The organism is Pseudomonas sp. FP1742 (genome assembly GCF_030687145.1).
Classification (GTDB): domain Bacteria; phylum Pseudomonadota; class Gammaproteobacteria; order Pseudomonadales; family Pseudomonadaceae; genus Aquipseudomonas; species Aquipseudomonas frederiksbergensis_D.
This window is the reverse complement of record NZ_CP117460.1, coordinates 3,631,960-3,652,445: the sequence shown is the minus strand read 5'-3', so window position 1 is coordinate 3,652,445 and position 20,486 is coordinate 3,631,960. Positions and strand designations below refer to the sequence as shown.

The following is a 20,486-nucleotide window of genomic DNA, read 5'->3' as shown; positions in this document are numbered from 1 at the left end:
CGAGTGCCTGTAGCTTTGCCCAGTGGTCTGCTCATGCTTGCACTGGCCAACGAATTTGTCTTGGCGCAAACCACTGCGCCGACATCAACCGGGGTCAGTGCCTCGACGTATTCCACTGATCTCATGCAGTTGTATCGCGAGGCCCGGCTGGAAGATCCGCGAGTATTGGCCTCGTATGCGCAAGCGAAGGCGGGCCAGGAACATCAGCGCGAGGCCCTGGGCTCGCTGTTACCACAGGTGTCGCTCAACGCCGGGCAGAACCGGATTCATCAGGAGAGCGACCTGGTGCAGCGCAGTTACGATAGCGAAATCTACAGCCTGGTGCTGCGTCAGTACCTCTACAACAAGGCCGCGTGGGAGAACTATCAAAAATTCAAAAGCCTGGCCAAGCAATCCGAGTCGCAAGCGCAGGAGGCCCAGGCCGAGGCTACCGTGGACTTGGCCCAGCGTTACTTCGCCGCATTGGCGGCCGAGGATGAGCTGGAGTTGGTGAAGGCGGAGCGTCAAACCACGCAAAAGAGCCTGGACAGGGTCAATGCGTTGTACGAAAAGCAGCTGGCAATGATTACCGATCAGCTCGACCTCAAGGCCCGGGTCGATTTGCTGGCGGCGCAGGAACTGGATGCCCAGAACCAGGCCAGTATCACCCGCGAGGCACTGGCGGAGATCGTCGGCCGACCGGTCAAGGAGAAGCTCAACCGGATTCGCGATGACGTGCAACTACAAGTGTCGGCGCAGAGTCTTGAATCGTGGGTCCGCGAGGGTATAGAGCAAAACCCGGCGCTCAAGGCTAACCAAAGCGGCGTCGAAGCAGCAGGCGCTGCGTTGCGCAGCGGCAAGGGCGGGCACTATCCAACCGTGAGCCTTACGCTGAGCGCGCAGCAGACCAACGAGGGCTACAACAACTCCCTGGCGCCCCGTACCGACAGTTATGTCGCCGGTATTGGCGTGCAAGTGCCGATATACAGCGGCGGTTCAACCTCGGCGCGGGTGCGTGGGCTCTACCAGGATCAGATTGTGGCGGAGCAGCAACTGGAATCAGTCCAGCGCCAGGTGGTCAAGGAGATCACCACCGCTTACCTGACGGCCAACTCGAGCGCAGAAAAGATCAGTGCAAGCCGGCATGCCTTGGCCTCGGCACAGTTGTCCAGAGTGGCGGCAGAGAAAGGACTCAGTTACGGAATGGTCAATGCCGTCGATGTACTGACCAGCGTACGCAACGAATTCCGGGCTCGCCGAGATCTGCTCAAGACGCAATACGACTTCGTCACCAATGTCTTCACGCTCAATCGCTGGGCGGGCAAGCCGCCTGTCGAGGGTGTCGAGAACGTCAATGCCTGGCTGAGCCCCCGCAGCTCCAGCCAAAACCTCACATCCCCCTGAATCTGCCCGCCACACCAGCTTTGTATACCTATCCCGACACAGGGTACCGTTGAAGTGAGCCCACTGTCAGGCGGGTAGCTCAATGCATCTCCTGCAAGCCATCCGGTGACCCGGAAAATACCCTGCAGTGCCGAGTTCAACGAGGCCCGGGCCTTCATGCATCAACACGTTCACAGGATGGAGGCGGCCAGTGCAATGTGTTTGTTTCGTCAAGGCCGGGCTCGTGGATGGCCAGATTATCGCCGATAAATTGACGCCAGAGTTGCTTGTGCGCTTATTCGTACACCACTCGTCGGTTAATTGACGATTTTGAATGGGTTCAACGTTGCCCGCAGGTTGTCCGCGTCGAACCTAAGACCTTGATTTCCTAGGGGTGATCGCCTCCCTCGGGCACATCGGGGGGCTATGCGTATGAGGCTGAGTCGACGACCGGCAGATGGGCGGGCTGGCAGAGTGCTGAGCTGGCCTAGACTCAGTTGAGCGGCTCCTGGGAGAACATCATCATGCGCAACTTATTGATGATTATTCCTATTTTTTTTTCTCGATGGCTTTGCCCGGCTTTTGGGGGCGTCCGCAAACCCTGCCGGTGCAACGGGTGGAAGTGTCCCCAGGGCCGAGTATCCGGGTGGGAACCGTCGAGGTCTGTCGGTGCTCGCATCGGTCCTTCAATTGCGGTGGCCAGATGAGCGATCTGCTGATCCAGGAGGGCCAGTGGGTGGAGGCCATTGTTCACTTTTCAAGGGAGTCAGGACGGTAATGACGACCCACATAAAACCAATAAGCGTGATGCTGATCGACTGTCGTCCCCTCGTTTTGATGGGCCTTCACGATTTGATAAATGCCCGTAAGCCTCAGATGGAAGTGAGCGGCCAGGCCACCACCTATACCAAAGCGCTGGATCTTGCCGATCAGTTGCATCCCGATGTCATTTTTTTCAGTTTCTTTCCGGATGCGCTGAACCCGCTGGCGGTCATCACAGGACTCGCCCGTAACGCCGAAATGAAAGTGCTGGTGCTCAAGGGCCTGTACGAAACCATCCCCGTTGCCCAGGCGATAGAAGCGGGCGCACGCGGCATCGTGCTGGCAGAAGAGCCGACGGAATCGATCATCCGCGCGATCGTCACGGTCCACCATCGCGACATCGGACTGAACAGATCCTGGGCCGTTGGGCTTTCCGGCTATGCCGCGACCGGGCGTATACCCTTGAAATGCAATTCGGAGCGGGCGAAACAGGCGCGGCTGACGCTGCGCGAGAGGGAACTGATTCGCGCCATCGTGGGGGATCCGTCCGCCAAATACATGTGCATCGCCGGGCGCCTGGGCATCAGCGAGCACACCGTGCACAACCACCTCAGTAACATCTATCAAAAGCTTGATCTCATCAACCGCATCGACTTGCTGATGTACGCGCAGAAGCACGGGCTCACCAACAACGAAGAACCACCCGAGTCCATTTGAGTGGAATTGGATTGAATTTCACGTCAAAACAAGACGATCCGAGAGCGCGAGACAGGTTTTGATCCTGTCTCGCGCGTACTCTTCTTAGCGGATCAGACCCCCAAATCTGTCGGTGCCAGGTTAGTTAATCCCACCAGTTCGACTACGACAGGATTTTCGATATCAATCGTCTGGACAGCGGTGAAGTCGCTATCTCTATCGACGACCTTGAAGTCCAGCGTCAGATCAAGGGTAGCTGGTACAGTCGTGGTGGTGGAGAAACCAGCATCGATGATCTTCAGCGGATTCGTACTCGTATCCTCCGCAATCGTGTTTCCAGGCCCGACGAGACCACTGACCGGCTGTGCGGCAGTGCTGCTACCGCCATCGGCACCGACATCGCGATTCAGATTTATCGCGCTGCCCGTAAGGCCAGCATCATTCGAAAGAATCTGAATACCCTTGATGAGCCAGTTATCACCGGCCTGAATGTTGAAATCATTGCTTTCAACAATCAATAGAGCATCATTATTGTCCAGGAACGGGTCGTTCGGATCGGCTGGGTCGTTGACGATAAGGGCCTCGTACTTGGTTCCAACAAGATCGGTGTTGACCGTATCGTTCTCGTACACATCGCCTTGGTCGACGTAGATGGCACGTGTTGTAGTGAGGGAGGGATTATTTGCATCAGCAAGACTGACGATAAGCACAAGATCATCGCTTTCAGTTTCGTATCCGTCGAACTTGATAAAGAAATCGGTCGCGTAACTAAAATTGGTCGCGCCCAGATTTCCTTTCGGATCAGTCTGGAAGAAATTGATGTTGGCCGCTTCACCTGCCTGGATCGTATTTCCGGAGACGCCCAGAGCAGTGCTGGACAAGGTTACAGGGGCCTGCGTGCCGCTCACAAACTCACCCGCCGACACAACAGTATTGCCGCCGGCACTAAGTGGTGACTCGAAGCCCGTGATCTGGATGAAGAAACCTTCCCCAAGCTTCCCAGTGGCCACAGGTGATGGGCCGCTGGAAGGGCTCGTACCACCCACGTCATACGTTTGGTATCCAGTGCCTTGGCCCAGCGTGACGTCTTGCGTCGTTTGCAGCGCATCCATCGCGAAGGTATAGGTGTCATTGACTTTGTCAAACACCAGCGTGCCTTCCACCAGTTCAGGCGCGGTGCCAGCATTGCGATCGTGATCGTATTTGAACGACACGTTAAACGTGGCACTGTCGAGATTCTCCGAATCCCAGGTGACCGTTGGATCAACGATCGCGACATCGTTCGCCGAACCAGAGAGGGCGAGTTGGGCAAAATCACTGTCCGCTGCCGAAGAGTAGGTCGGCCCGCGCTGGTCGGCACCTATCGAGTAGGCGAAGTCACCCGAAAAGGTCCATGACGTCGCACCCAAATCGGGATCGGTATCCTGCACAGGGGCTGTCCCTATGACGGGCGTATCGTCGTCGACGGTGATGACCAGTTTGTCGGCCGCGGCCGTCACCGTGTCGCCGTCCTTGTCGGTGGCCTGCAGCAGCGTGCCCAGGTTGATGGTGATGTCGTTCTCGTCGTTGCCAGCTGCGTGATCCAGCTGCTTGAGCAGCGTGAAGCTGTACACACCCGCTGTGGTGAGGCTGAAGGTGAACACGTCGGTCGTGCCGGCCTTGGCGGTGAGCGTGTTGCCCGAGACGCTGTACACCAGCGCCACCCCGGCCGAGCTCAGCGCCGGCAAGCCGCTGGTGTTACTCGACAAGGCATAGCTCAGCGGCGTGTCGGCGCCCGACTGGAAGATGCCAGTCACGCTGCCGCCGGCGGTGGTCGCCTCGCCAGCCACGTCGCCCACACCACCGGCATTGCCATTGGCCAAGCCGTCCTCGTCGACGGTTCCCGTCACGGCGGTCCCGGTTGCCGTCGGCGTGTCGTCGTCGACGGTGATGACCAGTTTCTCCGCCGCGGCCGTCACCGTGTCACCGTCCTTGTCGGTGGCTTGCAACAGTGAGCCCAGGTTAATGGTGATGTCGTTCTCGTTGTTGCCTGCCGCGTGATCCAGCGGCTTGAGCAGCGTAAAGGTGTAGGCACCCGCTGCGGTGAGGCTGAAGGTAAACACGTCGGTCGCGCCGGCCTTGGCGGTGAGTGTGTCGCCCGCGACGCTATACACCAGCGCCACCCCGCCAGAGCTCAGCGCCGGCAAGCCGCTGGTGTCACTCAACAAGGCATAGGTCAGCGGCGTGTCGGCGCCGGACTGGAAGATGCCGGTCACGCTGCCGCTGGCGGTGGTCGCCTCGCCAGCCACGTCGCCTGTACCACCGGCAATGCCATTGGCCAGGCCGTCCTCGTCGACGGTTCCCGTTGCGGCAGTGCCGGTCGCCGTCGGCGTGTCGTCGTCGACGGTAATGACCAGCTTCTCGGCCGCGGCCGTCACCGTGTCACCGTCCTTGTCGGTGGCTTTCAGCAGTGAACCCAGGTTGATGGTGATGTCGTTCTCGTCATTGCCTGCGGCGTGATCCAGCGGCTTGAGCAGCGTGAAGGTGTAGGCGCCCGCTGTGGTGAGGCTGAAGGTGAACACATCGGTCGTGCCGGCCTTGGCGGTGAGCGTGTTGCCCACGACGCTGTACACCAGCGCTACTCCACCGGAGCTCAGCGCCGGCAAGCCGCTGGTGTCACTCGACAAGGCATAGGTCAGTGGCGTGTCGACGCCGGACTGGAAGATGCCGGTCACGCTGCCGCTGGCCGTGGTCGCCTCGCCAGTCACGTCGCCCACACCACCGGCAATGCCATTGGTCAGGCCGTCCTCGTCGACGGTTCCCGTTACAGCGGTCCCGGCTGCTGCCGGCCCGTCGTCTTCGAAGATCATCTGGGAGCCGATTTCGGCTTTCGTAATAGAGGCTTGGAACAGGTGGAGGCCATCGATATCAAAATCGGCGTGTTCATTGCCCTTGGCGTTGAGGGCCGCCCCGTTCTCGATGAGCACGCGGTTGTGATCCCCCGTTGTGGTGTATTCAATCTGGTAGCCGGCTTTAATGCCGGTGAGGGTTGCAATCCCATTAGCAAAGGTGATGCCAATGGTCGTGTCATTCACCGATCCGTCTGAATTCTCGATCACCGTCCCGGCGCTGTTGAGGACGCGAACATTGACGATGTCAATCTTCGTATCATTCGCATATCCGTCGATGAATTGCGTGCCAGATTCAACAGCGGTGCTGAATGCGCTGATTTTTACGACAGCACTCTTGCCGCTTTGCAACTGCACGACGTCGAAGCTGACTGTCTTCACATTGACGACGCCGGTAAAGTCGATGTTGGATTCGCGATCGGCTTCAGTCTGATCCAGGTTGGGAATGGTCACATCCTGCCTGGCACCCGTGACGAACGAAAAGCGGATGCCTTCCTGTTCCGTAATCATCTGGTTGTTGGTGCCGAAGGTGGTCGGCCCACCTGCCTGGCTGGTATTGATCGTGTCGCCAGTGTTTATACTGACGCCAGTTGACTCATTCGCCGGATCCTTGCCGGTGGCAATGATGGCGGGATCGGTGATCCGCACGACCCCATTGACCGTTTCAGTTGCCGGATTCAATTTCGTGAACATCAGGAAGAGGTTCTGACCGGAGGGCGCGCCGGCCAGACTGAATTCCAGGTTCTGACTGGCTCCGACGAAAACCTTATCCGTCAGATTGAGCGGATCATCTGGGTTCGTAGTCACTGGATGTTTGAGCGGTTGATACTCCACGGTCCAGATCTTGCCGCCCGTAACCGGCGATCCGGTTTCTTCGATATAGGCAGCGAACACGATCGCGCCGGTTGCACCCCCGGCTCGGCCCACAACGATGTTGTTGTTCGTATCGGTATAGAGAAGGATGCTGGTGCCATCGAGGGTAAACAGTCCACTGACCACGCCATCGAGCGGTAGGCCATTGCTGCCGACGAAGCTGACATCGGTAGCGCTTGTTGCGCCGCTGATGGTGAATGCATTGCTGCCGGTGTTGCCCACGGCACCGGTATAACCACTCAAGGCCGCATCCAATGCGGTACCTGCCCCTAGGGCGGTCAAACGGGTAGAGAAGGCCGAGGGCAGGGGTGTCGCCGTGTCGTTGTCGTTAGCGTCTTCCGCAGGGCTTGGCGTGGCGGTGAAGTTCTGCAATCCGGTCGTTTCGTCCAGCGAAACGTTCACGCCGGTGGACACGACGCTCAGAGTGCTAATAGTCATGACTTTTCCTTCGCAGTTGCGGTCATCGAGGCCTGACCGTTGGACCGTTGATCTTCGCGCAACTATGGCAAGGCGCCGGGGTACCGCGCATCGACCGATACTCCCAGAAGGAGTGGGAGTTTCAGACTACTTGGGAGGGGGAAACGGTATGAGGATGTGAAGGTGCGACGCCGCATTTTCCGTTTGTGAATGAGGACATGCCGCCTGCGATCCGTGCGGATCTCATATTGGAATTGCAAAAAAAAATGCGAGGGTGGTTCTACGCCACCCTCGCATCCTTTCACGCGCGCGTGCCTCAGACGCCGCCAATCACTATGTCGCTACTCAGAACGTCGACCCCGACCAAGGTGATGGTCGTGATTTGTCCGCCCGTTTCGGCAACCGTCACGATGCTGTCTGCGCCGCTGGTGTCGATCGATTGGACAACGGCGCTCTGGTCGCCGTTGAGCACCAGCGTGTCTCGCAGGCTTGCGTTCGCATCGAAGCCGGTGACCTGGTACTGGTTCTCATCGACTGACAAATCGACGTTGAAGGCATCCCGCTCACCACCCGTGCCAACCAGCGTGAAGTCGAAGAGGGCGTTGTCCAGTTCGTTGGCGAACAGGTTGGCGTCAAACGTACTCGACGCCGAGTCCCCATCCTTGTCCGTCAGCGTCGCGTTGAACGTCAGCTTGACATCGCTGGCCAGGCTCTCGGTCTCATGAGTGAACTGGATCGTCGGGATCTTGATCTCGCCCCGGGCCATCGTGAGCTGAACAGCGTCGATCAGATTGGTGCCATCGCTCTCAATGACGAAGGACACCTGGCCGCCGGCCTCCGGCGTCAGGGTGTTCACCTCGATCAGGTTCGAGAACGTGCCATCCTCGTAGAAGGCCCTGTAGTACAAGTCCTCGGTCGCCGTGTTGTAACCCCCCACGGAGTTGTCGATGAAGACCTTCATGCTCGTCAGCAGGCTCTCCGGATTGATGACGAAACTTTCATCTGCTGCGCCGATTGCCGCCTGGTTGTCTCCCTGGAACAGGTTATTGGCGACGCCGATGCCGGCCGTGCTGACGTTCATGGCCCTGGGGTCGATGTACGACGGCAGGGGGTTGGTCTGTAGCGTGGTTTCGGTCGGGTCGGGTGCTCCGAGCCCGATGCCGGTCAGGATGTCCGCAGTCGACGCAAGCGCCTTCGCGGTAAAGAACACAACCTCCTCGGATGCCGAAGGAATAGTCGGGTCATTCGTCTCCGGAATCAACAATGTGCGCACAGGGTCCGGACCGCCGGCACTGAGCGCGCCGTCGGCACTACTGAGCACGATCTGCGAACTGAAGCCTTGCACCAGATCCAGTGCATAGCTGCCGTTGGCAAACGCGGTCAGCGTGTAGTCGACGCTGGTATCCGCCGTGGCGGCGTTATTGTCGAAATCGCCGGTCAACGTCCCTGCGAAGTGGTACGCGCCATTGGCGTCCGGTGAAGGCGATTGCTCGGTGAGCGTGCCGGTGCCGGTCGTGGTCGTGTTGTCTGGCCTGACGAGGGTGAACTGGTTATTCACCAACGAGATATCCAGACCCGCCGCACCCAGCCCGTCGGCGCCGGCCGAGCTATCCCAGTAGCCGTATTGTGGAAGGACGCTACCGGTCCCGATCAGGTTGCCGAACGCGAGGGTTGGGCCGTCGTCCTCGAACACCAGGTTCTGCCCGATGTTCAGGGTGGCGTGGGCACTGTCGCCGTCCTTGTCGGTGACGGTCCCTATCAGTGTCACCAGGTTGTCCGCCGACAGACTCGTCGCATCATCCGGATTGTTTGGATCGGGATGCACTACTGCGCGGAGCTGGTCGAGGGTGACGTCACCGTTGGCGGCGACGCTGACGGTGAACACCAGCAGGTTGGTGGTGGCCGTACGGCCTTGTACCACACCGCCGTTGAGCGACAGGTTCACCGCCTCACCGGTGGCCGTATCGGTCAGCCCGGAGGCACCCGCCACCACGCCCAGCGCATAGCTCACCGTGCCCGCACCGTCAGCACCAAACGCCGAGCTGAAGTTGGCGGTAAAGCTCTTGGTATCGTTGGTGGCCAGTACCGTTTCGTCCACCGTCAGCACCGGTTCCGTGCCGGTGGTGCTGATGCTTGGTCCGTCGTCCTCGAACACCAGGTTCTGTCCGATGTTGAGGGTGGCGTGGGCGCTGTCGCCATCCTTGTCGGTGATGGTCGCCGTCAGTTTCACCAGATCGTCCGAGGCCAGACTCACCGCATCATCGGGATTGTTTGGATCGGGATGCACCACGGCCCGTTGCTGGTCGAGGGTGACGTCACCGTTGGCGGCGACGCTGACGGTGAACACCAGCAGGTTGGTGGTGGCCGTGCGGCCTTCGACCACGGCGCCGTTGAGCGACAGGTTGACGGCTTCACCGGTGGCCGTATCCGTCAGGCCGGAAGCACCCGCCACCACGCCCAGTGCATAGGTCAGTGTGCCCGCGCCATCAGCGCCAAACGCCGAGCTGAAGTTGGCGGTAAAGCTCTGGGTATCGTCGGTCGCCAGTACGGTCTCGTCCACCGTCAGCACCGGTTCCGTACCGGTGGTGCTGATGCTGGGGCCGTCATCCTCGAACACCAGGTTCTGCCCGATGTTGAGGGTCGCATGGGCACTGTCGCCATCCTTGTCGATGATGGTCGCTGTCAGGGTCACCAGATCGTCCGAGGTCAGGCTCGTCGAATCATCCGGATTGGTTGGGTCGGGATGCACGACAGCCCGTTGCTGGTCGAGGGTGACGTCGCCATTAGCCGCCACGCTGACGGTGAACACCAGCAGGTTGGTGGTGGCCGTGCGGCCTTCGACCACGTTGCCGTTGAGCGACAGGTTGACGGCCTCACCGGTCGCCGTGTCGGTCAGCCCGGAGCCGCCCGCCACCACGCCCAGGGCATAGGTCAATGTGCCTGCGCCATCAGCGCCAAACGCCGAGCTGAAGTTGGCGGAGAAGTTCTGGGTGGCGTCGGTCGCCAGCACCGTTTCGTCGACCGTCAACGTTGGTTCCGTGCCAGTGGTGCTGATGCTCGGTCCGTCGTCCTTGAACACCAGGTTCTGCCCGATGTTGAGGGTCGCATGGGCACTGTCGCCATCCTTGTCGGTGATGGTCGCTGTCAGCGTTACCAGGTTGTCCGAGGTCAGGCTCGTCGAATCATCCGGGTTGTTTGGATCGGGATGCACAACCGCCCGTTGCTGGTCGAGGGTGACGTCACCGTTGGCGGCGACACTGACGGTGAACACCAGCAGGTTGGTGGTGGCCGTGCGGCCTTCCACGACGGCGCCGTTGAGCGACAGGTTGACGGCTTCACCGGTCGCCGTGTCGGTCAGGCCGGAGCCGCCCGCCACCACGCCCAGCGCGTAGGTCAGCGTGCCCGCACCATCAGCACCAAACGCCGAGCTGAAGTTGGCGGTAAAGCTCTGGGTGTCGTTGGTCGCCAGCACCGTTTCGTCGACCGTCAACGTTGGTTCCGTGCCAGTGGTGCTGATGCTCGGTCCGTCGTCCTTGAACACCAGGTTCTGCCCGATGTTGAGGGTCGCATGGGCACTGTCGCCATCCTTGTCGGTGATGGTCGCTGTCAGCGTTACCAGGTTGTCCGAGGTCAGGCTCGTCGAATCATCGGGGTTGTTTGGATCGGGATGCACCACCGCCCGTTGCTGGTCGAGGGTGACGTCGCCATTAGCAGCGACGCTGACGGTGAACACCAGCAGGTTGGTGGTGGCCGTGCGGCCTTCGACTACGGCGCCGTTGAGTGACAGGTTGACGGCCTCACCGGTGGCCGTATCCGTCAGCCCGGAGGCACCGGCCACCACGCCCAACGCATAGGTCAGCGTGCCCGCACCGTCAGCGCCAAACGCCGAGGTGAAGTTGGCGGCGAAGTTCTGGGTGGCATCGGTCGCCAGCACCGTTTCGTCTACGGTCAGCGTTGGCTCGCTGCCGGTGGTGCTGATGCTTGGGCCGTCATCCTTGAACACCAGGTTCTGCCCGATGTTCAGGGTCGCCTGGGTGCTATCGCCGTCCTTGTCGGTGACGGTTGCCGTCAGCGTTACCAGGTTGTCCGAGCTCAGGCTCGTCGAATCATCCGGGTTGGTCGCGTCGGGATGCACCACGGCCCGTTGCTGGTCGAGGGTGACGTCACCGTTGGCGGCGACGCTGACCGTGAACACCAGCAGGTTGGTGGTGGCCGTTCGGCCTTCCACGACGGTGCCGTTGAGCGACAGATTGACGGCTTCACCGGTGGCGGTATCGGTCAGGCCGGAGGCACCTGCCACCACGCCCAGTGCATAGGTTAATGTGCCCGCGCCATCAGCGCCAAACGCCGAGGTGAAGTTGGCGGCAAAGTTCTGGGTGGCGTCGGTCGTCAGTACCGTTTCGTCGACCGTCAGCGTCGGTTCCGTACCGGTGGTGCTGATGCTCGGGCCATCATCCTTGAACACCAGGTTTTGCCCGATGTTCAGGGTCGCCTGGGTGCTATCGCCGTCCTTGTCGGTGATGGTTGCCGTCAGCGTTACCAGGTTGTCCGAGCTCAGGCTCGTCGAATCGTCCGGATTGGTCGCGTCGGGATGCACCACCGCCCGTTGCTGATCGAGGGTGACGTCACCGTTGGCGGCGACACTGACGGTGAACACCAGCAGGTTGGTGGTGGCCGTTCGGCCTTCCACGACGGTGCCGTTGAGCGACAGGTTGACCGCCTCACCGGTGGCCGTGTCGGTCAGGCCGGAGGCGCCTGCCACCACGCCCAGTGCATAGGTCAATGTGCCCGCGCCATCAGCGCCAAACGCCGAGCTGAAGTTGGCGGCAAAGTTCTGGGTGGCGTCGGTGGTCAGTACCGTTTCGTCCACGGTCAGCGTCGGCTCCGTGCCGGTCGCACTGACGCTCGGTCCGTCGTCTTCGAAGATCATCTTGGAGCCGATTTCGGCGGTCGAGGTGGAGGCTTGGCGTAGCGAGAAGCCGCCGATATCAAAATCGGCGTGGTTATCGCCTCTGGCGTCGAGGGCCGCGCCGTTCTCTATGAGTACGCGGTTGTGATCCGATGTCGTGGTGTATTCAATCTGGTAGCCGGCTTTAATGCCGGTGAGTGTTGCAACCCCACCCGTAAAGCTGATGGTGATGGTCGGATCATTCACCGAGCCGTCGGAGTTTTCGATCACCAGCCCGGTGCTATTGTTGATGACTTGAACATTGGTGATGGCAACCGGCGTGTCATTCGCATAGCCGTTGATGAAATTCGCGCCAGGTTCAGCAGCGGTGTTGAATGCGCTGATTTTTACCACGGCACTCTTGCCGCCTTGCAACTGTACGACGTCGAAATTGGCCGATGTCGAATTGTAGACACCGGTAAAGTCGATGTTGGACTCAACATCGGCCTCGGTCTGACTAAGGTTGGGAACGGTCACATCCTGCCGGGCACCGGTGACGAACGAAAAGCGGATGCCTTCCTGTTCCGTAATCATCTGGTTGTTGGTGCCGATGGTGGTCGGCCCACCACCCTGGCTGGTATTGATCGTGTCGCCAGTGTTTATGTTGGCGCCACTTGACTGGTCTGCGGGGTCCTTGCCGGTGGCGATGATGGTGGGATCGGTGATCCGTGTGACACCATTGACAACTTCAGTTGTCGGGTTCGCTTTCGTGAACATCAGGAAGAGGTTCTGACCTGAGGGTGCACCGGCCAGACTGAATCCCAGGTCCTGAGTGGCTCCGATGAACACCTTATTCAGTAAATTGACAGCATCGTCGGGATTGCTGGCGTCCGGATGCTTGAGCGGTTGGTACTCCACGGTCCAGATCTTGCCGCCCGAGACCGGCGATCCGGTTTCTTCAATATAGGCGGCGAACACGATCGCGCCATCTGCGCCCCCGGCTCGGCCCAGAAGGATGTTGTTGTTGGTATCGGTATAGAGAAAGATGCTGGTGCCATCGAGAGTATCCAGCCCGCTGTCCAGTCCATTGAGCGGTGCGCCAGCGCTGTCGACGAAGCTGATATCGGTAGTGATTGTGCCGGGCGCGCCAGTAGTGAACGCATTACTGCCCGTGTCGCCCACGGCACCGGTATAGCCACTCAAGGCCGCACCCGTTGCGGTACCTGCACCCAATGCAGTCAAACGGGTAGAGAAAGTCGAGGGCAGGGACGCTACCAGAATGTCGTTGTCGTCAGCATCTCCCGCAGGGGTTGGCGTGGCGGTTGCGTTCTGTAGCCCGGCCGTTTCGTCCAGCGAAACGTACGCGCTGGTGATTTCAATAGCCATGATTGTTCTCCAGAACAATTGCGGTCATCAAGGCCTGACCGTTGACCTTTAACCGCAACTATGGCGAAGCGCCGGAGATTGCGCATCGGCCGAAACTCCCAGGCGGGATGGGAGTTTCGGCCTATCCGTCCTCGTCGGTGGCCTGCCGCATAACGTGTATGTACCCGCCGCGTTCAAACCTTGTGGTCGAACGGCAAAAAACAATGCGAGGGTGGTTTGCACCACCCTCGCATCCGTTTACGCGCGCGATACCTCAGGCGCTGGTAATCACAATGTCGGTACTCAGAAGATCGACCCCGACCAAGGTGATGGTCGTTGTTTGTCCGCCCGTTTCGGCAACCGTCACGATGCTGTCTGCGCCGCTGGTGTCGATCGATTGGACAACGGCGCTCGGGTCGCCGTTGAGCACCAGCGTGTCTCGTAGATCTGCGCTCGCATCGAAGCCGGTGACCTGATACTGGTCCTCGGAGAATGACAAATCGACGTTGAAGGCATCACGCTCACCGCCGGTGCCAGCCAGCGTGTAGTCGAAGAGGGCGGGGGGCAAGTCGTTGGCGAACAGGTTGGCGTCAAACGTACCCGTCGCCGAGTCCCCATCCTGATCCGTCAGCGTCGCGTTGAACGTCAGCAGGATATCGCTGGCCAGGTTCTCGGTCTCCTGAATGAACTGGATCACCGGGATTTTGATTTCGCCCCGGCCCATTGTGAGCTGTACAGCGTCGATCAGCGCCGTGCCCTCCTTCTCAATGAGGAAGGACACCTGTCCGCCGGCCTCTGGAGTCAGGGTGTTTACCTCGGTGAGCGCCGAAACTGAGCCATCCTCGTAGTAGATCCTGTAGTACAGGTCCTCGGTCGCCGTTTTGTAACCCGCCACGGAGTTGTCGATGAAGACCTTCATGGCCGACAGCAGGCTCTCCGGGTTGACGACGAAGCTTTCATCGGCGGAGCTGATTGCCGCCAGGTTGTCTCCCTGGAAAACGTTGTTGCCAACGCCGATGCCGGCCGTGCTGACGTTCATGGCCGCCGGGTCGATGTACGAGGGCAGGGGGGTGGTCTGCAGCTCGGCTTCGGTGGGGTCGGGTTTCCCGAGCCCGATGCCGGTCAGGATGTCCGCAGTCGACGCAGTTGCTTCCGCGGAAAAGAACACAATCTCCTCGGATGCCGAAGGAATAGCCGGGTCATTCGTCGGCGGAATCAGCAATGTGCGCACGGGGTCCGGGCCGCCGGCACGGAGCGCGCCGTCGGCACTGCTGAGCACGATCGTCGAACCGAAGCCCTGCACCAGGTCCAGTGCATAGCTGCCGTTGGCATAGGCGGTCAGCGTGTAGTCGACGGTGGTATCCGCCGTGGCAGCGTTATTGTCGAAATCGCCGGTCAACGTCCCTGCAAATTGGTACGCGCCATTGCCGTCCGGTGAGGGCGACAGCTCGGTGAGCGTGCCGGTCCCGGTGGTGGTCGTGCTGTCTGGCCTGACGAGGGTGAACTGGTTATTCAGCAACGAGATATCCAGACCGTTCGCATCCAGCCCGTCGGCACCGGCCGAGTTATCCCAGTATCCGAATTGTGGAAGGACGCTACCGGTCCCGATCAGGTTGCCGAACGCGAGTGTTGGCCCGTCGTCTTCGAAGATCATCTGTGAGCCGACTTCAGCGGTCGAAATCGAGGTTTGGAGCAGCGTGAAGCCACCGATATCAAAATCGGCGTGGGTATTGCCCTTGGCATCGAGGGCCGCCCCGTTCTCGACGAGCACGCGGTTGTGATCCGCCGTTGTGGTGTATTCAATCCGGTAATCGGCTTTAACGCCGGTGATGGTTGCTACCCCAGCAGTAAAGCTGATGCCAATGGCCGGATCATTCACCGAGCCGTCTGAATTCTCGATCACCAGCCCGGTGCTGATGTTGATGACGCGAACGCTGGTGATGGCAACCGGCGTGTCATTTGCGTATCCGTTGATGAAATTCACGCCAGGTTCAGCAGCGGTGCTGTATGCGCTGACTTTTACGACAGCACTCTTGCCGCTTTGCAACTGCACGACGTCAAAACTGGCCGTCTTCGCATTGAAGACGTCGGTAAAGTCGATGTTGGCTTCAACATCCGCTTCGGTTTGATCCAGGTTGGGAATGGTCACATCCTGCCTGGCACCCGTGACGAACGAATAACGGATGCCTTCCTGTTCCACAATCATCTGGTTGTTGGTGCCGAAGGTGGTCGGGCCACCCGCCTGGCTGGTATTGATCGTATCGCCAGTATTTATATTGACGCCAGATGACTGGTCGGCGGGGTCTTTGCCGGTGGCGATGATGGTGGGATCCGTGATCCGCAAAACACCAGCGTCGTCGACAACTGTCGGGTTCGCTACCGTGTACATCAGGAAGAGGTTTTGACCGGAGGGCGCATCCTTCAGACTGAATTCCAGGTCCTGACTGGCTCCGACGAACACCTTATCCAGCAGATTGACAGCATCGTCGGGGTTGCTAGCGTCCGGGTGACTGAGCGGTTGGTACTCCACGGTCCAGATCTTGCCGCCCGTGGCCGGCGATCCGGTTTCTTCAATATAGGCAGCGAACACAATCGCGCCATCCGCGGCCCCGGCACGGCCCACAAGGATGTTGTTGTCGTTCGTATCGGTGTAGAGAAGGATGCTGGTGCCGTCGAGGGTAAACAGTCCGCTGTCCAGACCATCGAGCGGTGCGCCAGCGCTGTCGACGAAGCTGATATCGGTAATGGTTGCTCCGGGCGGGGCGCTGATGGTGAACGCATCGCTGCCCGTGTCGCCCACGGCACCGGTGTAGCCACTCAAGGCCGCACCTGTTGCGGTACCTGCCCCCAGTGCGGTCAAACGGGTAGAGAAGACCGAGGGCAGGGACGCCACCAGAATGTCGTTGTCGTCAGCATCTCCCGCAGGGGTTGGCGTGGCGGTTGCGTTCTGTAGCCCGGCCGTTTCGTCCAGCGAAACGTACGTGCTGGTGATTCCGATAGCCATGATTGTTCTCCAGAACAATTGCGGTCATCGAGGCCTGACCGTTGACCTTTAAACTCAACTATGGCGAGGCGCCGGAGATTGCGCATCGGCCGATACTCCCAGGCAGGGTGGGAGTTTCAGACTACTTGGGAGGGGGAAAGGCGATCCCCGATCGAGACCAGGCTAGTTGCCGTGGCGCCACACTTTCAGGTAGTCCACGCGGAAGGTGGAGGGCAGATCGGCGTCGTCGACAACGCCGAACCAATTCCACATGGCTTCGCTGTCAAAAACGATTTGCATCGGAAAGAACCAGTGAGTGTTCTTTGCTTCTCGCACCAGTACGCCGTCGACGTACCAGCGCAGGGTGTCGGGCTGCCAGTCAAAACCGTAGACATGGAATGCAGCGGCGAAGCGCCATGGGCTGATCCAGCTGCTGCCATTGCTTAAATGCCCGGTACTTTGTGGCGTGGCCCAAACATGGGCGTTCATGTTGTACAGACGGTCGAAGGCGGCGTCTTTGGTCCTGCCGCCGATTTCGAAGATGTCGATTTCCGTGGCGTTGTCGGCCAGCCCCGTCCACGCCAGCCAGAACGCGCTGGAACCTGCCGAATCCATCGGTTTGGCGCGGGCTTCGTAGTAGCCGTAAAAACTGCGCTCGATCGTGCGGACCATCGCCGAGCCATAGCCTTGGTAGCCCAGGCGAACGTACTTTTGCGGCACGGCTTGCTGGCGGAACACGATGTTCAGGTTGCCCTCGCCGAGGTAGGCATTATCTGGCGAGAACAGCGCCGGTTTACGCCCGAGCGAGTCAGTACCCGTGGCATCGTTGACGTGCCAGCGACGGGGGTTAAGGGTCGCGCCGTCGAAGTCGTCGCAAAATCGGGTGTCCAGGACCCACCGACCGACATTGGCCTGATCGGACAGTGGCAGATCAGCGTTGCGCCGTTGCGGTATCGGCCCCAAGGGGCCTGTACGGGTCCAGGAATTGGCAACCTTGGGAATGGCGACAGACCATTTTTGCGCCAGATACTGAGACACGCGCTGACGGTCCTCCAGGGAGTCCAGGCGCCGGTCGTACACCAGGATTTCAGCGATGTCGCCGCGCAAGTGTTCGGTGTTGCCGACCACATTCCGTCCCACCGCATACGGGCCGATGGGCACCTCGTCGAGTTCCAGGAAGAAGAGGGTCGGATCGTAGGCGTTGGTCTGTTGCACGCTGATCGCGAAATTCGGTGCCACGTTGTCGTTGTCGGCGATTCGCGGGCGTGAACTGAACAGCCGCTGCCAGGTTTCGCCGCCGCTTTGCCCGGTCAGTCGGCGTGACACGATCAACACGGTAACGGGGCCTTTTGCCGCACGAATCGCCTTGCCGAGGAAGGCTGAAGCACCGCTCAAGCGCACCACGGCATGGCCATTCATGGCGTTTTCCACCCGCAGCGGGAGTGAGGCGCTTGCTGCATCGTCGACGCTGACGTCGTTGGACTTGCCGGATTTGTCGTACCAGCGCAGAAGATGGCTGTGAGCATCCAGGGTCATTTTCGAGGCATCGGCGGCGTCGAGCCACAGCACCAGGCCGTTGGCAAGCGGCTGGGGAGAGGCCCCCGGCGTGTGGCAAGCAACCGATAGCAGGATGATCAGCAGAAGATACCTGCTCATACCCATTGTTTTAACGCAATCGATGCCATCAATCCGGGTTGGGAGCGGTACCCGTGCGGATTGAACAACTGCCATCGCCAGGTATCGATGATCATCTGCATCAGGTCGCGCTGCGCGCTCCAGCCCAGTTCTCGCCTCGCCTTGCCGGGGTCGGCCCAGCATTCGGCGATATCGCCGACGCGGCGCGGCGCGAACCGGAAGGGGATGGTAATGCCGGTAATGTCCTCGAAGCTGCGGATGATCTGCAGAACGCTGTAACCGATGCCGGTCCCCAGATTCCAGGCATGAATGCCGTTTCTGTTCTGCAACGCCTGCAACGCTTTGAGATGGCCCTCGGCAAGGTCGACCACATGGACGTAATCACGCACGCACGTTCCATCGACAGTAGGGTAGTCGCTGCCATACACCGTGAGTTCGGGCACTTGTCTCATCGCGACCCGTGTCAGGCAAGGCAGCAGGTTGTTGGGCCAGCCATTGGGGTTTTCCCCGATCAGCCCGCTTTCGTGAGCACCAATCGGGTTGAAGTAGCGCAACACCGCGATTCTCCACTGCGGGTCGGACAGGCACAGGTCGGTGAGCAACTCTTCGATCAGGAGCTTGGTGCGACCATAGGGATTGACCGGTTTGCCTGTGCCCAGGTCTTCGATGATCGGTATCTGTCGGGGGGCGCCATACACGGTGGCGGAGGAGCTGAACACCAATTTGAAGACTTCGTATCGGGCCATGGTATGGCAGAGGTTGAGCGTGCCGACAACGTTGTTGGCGTAATAATCCAGCGGCTTTCGAACGCTTTCCGCCACGGATTTGAGACCGGCGAAATGCACCACGGCCTCGATGTCATAGCGGCTGAAGATATCGTCGAGCAGTTTCGTATTGCGAATATCGCCTTCAATGAAATCGACCCGTGTGCGAGTCAGATACTCCAGGCGCGCGAGCGATTCCCGGCAGCTGTTGCACAGGTTATCGAGAACCAGCACCTGGTGGCCGGCGTCGATCAGGGTCAAGGTGGTATGGGAGCCGATGTAACCGGCGCCGCCGGTAATCAACGTGGTTTTGTGCATGATGGGGCGTTCCTGTCACTAGGCGATTGCACGGGTCAGGGGAATGTGGTCCGGACAGGAAAAAAGTTCGGGTTGTGTCCGGAACTCACTGGGGGAAGCGCTACGCGCCACTGAACTCAGCGGGTGGTGAAAACCGATTTGAATTCTTGCGGCCAGCGCGGGTGCATGACGCTATACGCCACGGCATAGCTCAGCGCGCCAACCACGATGCTGCAGATCAGGTGCAGGTAGCCTTGAAAGCCCAATCGGGAGGAAACCATCAGCACGATCGCTGCCATGACGAGCGAGGCAATCACGCTGCGATAGGTGGTTTCGAAGAACAGCCGCCAGCCATAGCCGATGGCGCTGTTCAACCCGCGGATTTGCAGCGGCGTGATAATCGTCATCCGGGCCAGCAGGGCCAGGGCGGCGGCCATGCCGCCATAGAGGCCGCCGAAGCTATAGACCAGCGCCAGTGCCAGTACCGTGGTTGCCACTTCGGCCTTGATGGTCAGGTGGCTGCGATTGACCGCGACCAGTGCGGTCGTGGCGTACATGGCGGTATTGCCGATGGCTGCGGTGCATGCAAGCACCTGCAGCAGGGGAATGGCTTCGGCCCATTTGGCGCCGAAGATCAACAGGATCAGGTCCTGCGCCGTGAGTGCGATGCCGATGAACAGGGGCGTCAGCAGGAAGCCGCTGACGACGGTCGAATCGCTGATGATCGCGCGCAACCGTGAGGGATCGGCGCTGCGCCGGGCAAACACCGGCAGCGCATAGCTCATCAGGCCGTGATAGATCGCCGTACGCGGTAGATCGATGATGCGCATCGCCATGTTGAACATGCCAACCGCGTGGGTGCCGGCCGTCATGCCCAAGACCACGTTGACCCCGCGCTGCAGCGTTTGCGAACTCAACGCGTTGATGGCAACCGGTGCGCCGGCCTTCAACAGTTCGCGCAAGAACGGGCCGTCGATATAAAAGGCAATGCGTCGCGAGTCTGCGCGCATCAATACGATAATGGACACGAACTCCATGATCAGGGCCTGGGCAATGACCGCCCAGGCCCCCAACCCCCACAGCGCGACGGCGATGCCGCCCACGCCACCAAACACCTTGCCCAGCAACGTGCGCGACGCCAGCATCCTGAAGTTGCCGCTACGGCGCATTTGCGCCACATAGACCCGCGCCATCATGGTGAACAGGATTTTCACCGAGGCCACCGCCGTCATCCATCGCAGCACCGGGTCGGGCGTGTACAGAATCGCCGCGCCCGAGATGACGACGATGGACACCAGGCTGACGAGCACCGCCGCCCAGAAGGCCGTGGCGATGTGTTTGTCTTCCAGCCGCTCGAGTCGTACCAGTGGGTCTTCCAGAATCGATGAATAAATCAGGCCGATCAACTCGACGGTGGCAATGATGACCGTGCCCACACCCAACTCTGCGGGCGACAGCAGCCTGGCATACGCGACGAAGGTTATCATCGACAGGAAGATCAGGCCGAATTTCTCGGTGAAGATCCAGATCAATGTAACCAGACGGCGATTGGCCAT

General features: G+C 60.0%; 8 protein-coding genes. 2 read left to right on the top strand and 6 right to left on the bottom strand.

The genetic code is table 11. The features are described 5' to 3' along the window. Positions 1 to 33 precede the first annotated feature (33 nt). On the top strand, positions 34 to 1,383 hold the full coding sequence (locus PSH64_RS16125) for a TolC family outer membrane protein (protein ID WP_105344783.1): 1,350 nt from the start codon (positions 34 to 36) through the stop codon (positions 1,381 to 1,383). 756 nt (positions 1,384 to 2,139) lie between these two features. Then, the gene (locus PSH64_RS16120) at positions 2,140 to 2,841 is read left to right on the top strand and encodes a LuxR C-terminal-related transcriptional regulator (protein ID WP_105344704.1); all 702 of its coding nucleotides are present in this window, start codon (positions 2,140 to 2,142) and stop codon (positions 2,839 to 2,841) included. A 92-nt stretch (positions 2,842 to 2,933) separates the two neighbouring features. Here the strand turns inward: PSH64_RS16120 and PSH64_RS16115 are convergent, their stop codons facing one another. The 6 genes from PSH64_RS16115 to PSH64_RS16090 all read right to left on the bottom strand — a co-directional run bounded on the left by PSH64_RS16115 (position 2,934) and on the right by PSH64_RS16090 (position 20,486). Beyond that, positions 2,934 to 7,019 carry a hypothetical protein gene (locus PSH64_RS16115; protein WP_305477811.1) on the bottom strand — a complete coding sequence of 1,362 codons (4,086 nt, stop codon included), beginning with the start codon at positions 7,017 to 7,019 and terminating at the stop codon, positions 2,934 to 2,936. Between the two features lie 295 nt (positions 7,020 to 7,314). Next, on the bottom strand, positions 7,315 to 13,272 hold the full coding sequence (locus PSH64_RS16110; protein ID WP_305477810.1) for a DUF5801 repeats-in-toxin domain-containing protein: 5,958 nt from the start codon (positions 13,270 to 13,272) through the stop codon (positions 7,315 to 7,317). A 253-nt stretch (positions 13,273 to 13,525) separates the two neighbouring features. After that, positions 13,526 to 16,255, bottom strand: coding sequence for a hypothetical protein (locus tag PSH64_RS16105; protein WP_305477809.1), 2,730 nt, complete (start codon positions 16,253 to 16,255; stop codon positions 13,526 to 13,528). Between the two features lie 162 nt (positions 16,256 to 16,417). Further along, complete coding sequence (locus PSH64_RS16100; protein WP_305477808.1) at positions 16,418 to 17,890, bottom strand: family 16 glycosylhydrolase; 1,473 nt, start codon at positions 17,888 to 17,890, stop codon at positions 16,418 to 16,420. Further along, entirely contained in the window at positions 17,887 to 18,951 is a 1,065-nt protein-coding gene (galE, locus tag PSH64_RS16095; RefSeq protein ID WP_305477807.1) for a UDP-glucose 4-epimerase GalE, read from the bottom strand. Before galE ends, PSH64_RS16100 begins: the two co-directional genes overlap by 4 nt. A gap of 116 nt (positions 18,952 to 19,067) precedes the next feature. Further along, positions 19,068 to 20,486, bottom strand: coding sequence for an oligosaccharide flippase family protein (locus PSH64_RS16090; protein WP_305477806.1), 1,419 nt, complete (start codon positions 20,484 to 20,486; stop codon positions 19,068 to 19,070).

Bases quoted from the DNA above. Each gene is read 5' to 3' on its own strand.
- PSH64_RS16125 (WP_105344783.1), top strand. From the start codon at position 34: ATGCTTGCACTGGCCAACGAATTTGTCTTGGCGCAAACCACTGCGCCG.
- PSH64_RS16120 (WP_105344704.1), top strand. From the start codon at position 2,140: ATGACGACCCACATAAAACCAATAAGCGTGATGCTGATCGACTGTCGT.
- PSH64_RS16115 (WP_305477811.1), bottom strand. From the start codon at position 7,019: ATGACTATTAGCACTCTGAGCGTCGTGTCCACCGGCGTGAACGTTTCG.
- PSH64_RS16110 (WP_305477810.1), bottom strand. From the start codon at position 13,272: ATGGCTATTGAAATCACCAGCGCGTACGTTTCGCTGGACGAAACGGCC.
- PSH64_RS16105 (WP_305477809.1), bottom strand. From the start codon at position 16,255: ATGGCTATCGGAATCACCAGCACGTACGTTTCGCTGGACGAAACGGCC.
- PSH64_RS16100 (WP_305477808.1), bottom strand. From the start codon at position 17,890: ATGAGCAGGTATCTTCTGCTGATCATCCTGCTATCGGTTGCTTGCCAC.
- galE (WP_305477807.1), bottom strand. From the start codon at position 18,951: ATGCACAAAACCACGTTGATTACCGGCGGCGCCGGTTACATCGGCTCC.
- PSH64_RS16090 (WP_305477806.1), bottom strand. From the start codon at position 20,486: ATGGCCAATCGCCGTCTGGTTACATTGATCTGGATCTTCACCGAGAAA.